Raw genomic sequence first — 1,799 nt, 5'->3', positions numbered from 1 at the left:
CAGAACCGCGCAACCAGATTCGGATGCCGCCCCACCACCCCATGCACCGCATCACGAAGCCGCAGCACATCAAGCGCACCCTCGATGGCGAAGTCGAGTTGCACCGCGTAGACGTCGTCATCGCTGCCGGCGGTGCTGGCGTGGAAGAGCAGTCCCTGTTGCATCGGTGTCAGCGGCAGGATGTCGGCGATGTCGTACTGCTGGTGCAGGTCGTCGATCTGCTGCTGAGTCAATCGGGCCGGGACGATGTCCGACGGAGTCAGGCCACCCCCACCGTGACGCACATGCGCACAGATGCCCGCCAACGCCTCAAACCACAACCGCCCGACCCGCCCGACCTGCTCGTCGTCGAAAACCGATGACGCCCAAACCCATTCAGCGTGCAACTGAGGACCGGTGTCGATGTCGACGGTTGCGGCGTTGAGCTCGACGGTGTGGAAGAGCGGCGTCGACAACCCGGCGCTGCTGTCGCCGGTGGATTCGATGCGCCAGCCAGTGTCAGCGGCGTGTGCGCCGAGGCGGCCGAGGTAGTTGAATCCGATGGCCGGTTCGGTGTCGGGTAGATCGACGTCCGGGTTGAGGTAGCGCAACAGCCCATAGGTCAAACCGTCCGGGTGCGCGCGCAGTTGCTCCTTGAGATCCTTGACCACCTCCCCCACCACGGCACCACCGGCCACCACCTGCGACCAGTCCAATGCCCCGACCGTCAACGCCACCGGATACTTCGCGGTGAACCACCCCACCGTGCGCGACAAATCCACCCCGGCCGCTATCTCCTCATCACGGCCATGACCCTCGACATCAACCCCCAGACTGTCGACGCCAAGATACTGCGCCCACGCCAACACGAACCCGATCAACAAGATGTCCTGCACCCCAGCGTGAAACGCCGCAGGCACCGCACCCAACAACAAACCCGTCGTCTCGACATCCAACACCGCCGACGCGCGCCCCGCCGACGCAAACGTATCCACCCCCGCACCCAGCGCCGGCAACACTGGCGCTACATCGACAACCTCTCGCCACACCTCCGCCACGCCGGCCACCGACTGCGCATACTCACTCAACAACGCCGCCCACCGCCGAAACGACGTCCCCGACCCCGGCAACGCAACCGCTTGCCCGCCGCGATGTTGCGCCCAGGCGATATTCAAGTCTTCCAGCAGAATTCGCCAGGACACACCATCAACAGCCAGGTGATGGACCACCACCACCAGTTGACCCGTCGATTCCACCCACAGCGCGCTGAGCATCACCCCCGCAACCGGATCCAACCGCGACCGCGCCGCCACCAAATCCCCATCGGACAACACACCCACCGAACGCACACAGGCGGCGACGTCCACCGAACCCGGCCCACGCACACACAACGACCAATCCACACCCACCCGCAACCGAAGCATGCCGTGCCGATCCACCAAAGCCTGCAGCAACACAACCACATCCGCCCCAGTCACCCCCACCGGCGCCTGCAACACCACGGTCTGGTTGAACTGCGCGACCGGGCCGTCGATGCCCTGCAACCACCGCATGATCGGAGTCGCCACCACGTCACCCGTGCCGTCATCGACCATGTCGTCGGCATCGGCGATCCTGGCGACTCTGGCTAGTCCGGAGACGGTCTGCTCGACGAAGACGTCGCGCGGTCGGCACAGCACCCCTGCCGCCCTTGCCCGCGCCACCACCTGCATCGACAGAATGCTGTCGCCGCCCAACTGGAAAAAGGGTTCGTCCACACCGACGCGGTCCAGCCCCAACACCTCGGCATAGATACCGGCCAAAATCTCCTCGACCACCGT

The 1,799-nt window shown here is 65.1% G+C and carries 1 protein-coding gene; it reads right to left on the bottom strand.

Annotated features, from left to right (window positions below):
* A partial coding sequence (locus A5724_RS09950) for a condensation domain-containing protein (protein WP_232004766.1) occupies window positions 1-1,799 on the bottom strand: 1,799 nt, incomplete at both ends.

Origin of the sequence: Mycobacterium sp. ACS1612, assembly GCF_001667505.1 — a bacterium.
Lineage (GTDB): Bacteria > Actinomycetota > Actinomycetes > Mycobacteriales > Mycobacteriaceae > Mycobacterium.
This window is presented reverse-complemented; position numbering and strand designations above follow the sequence as displayed.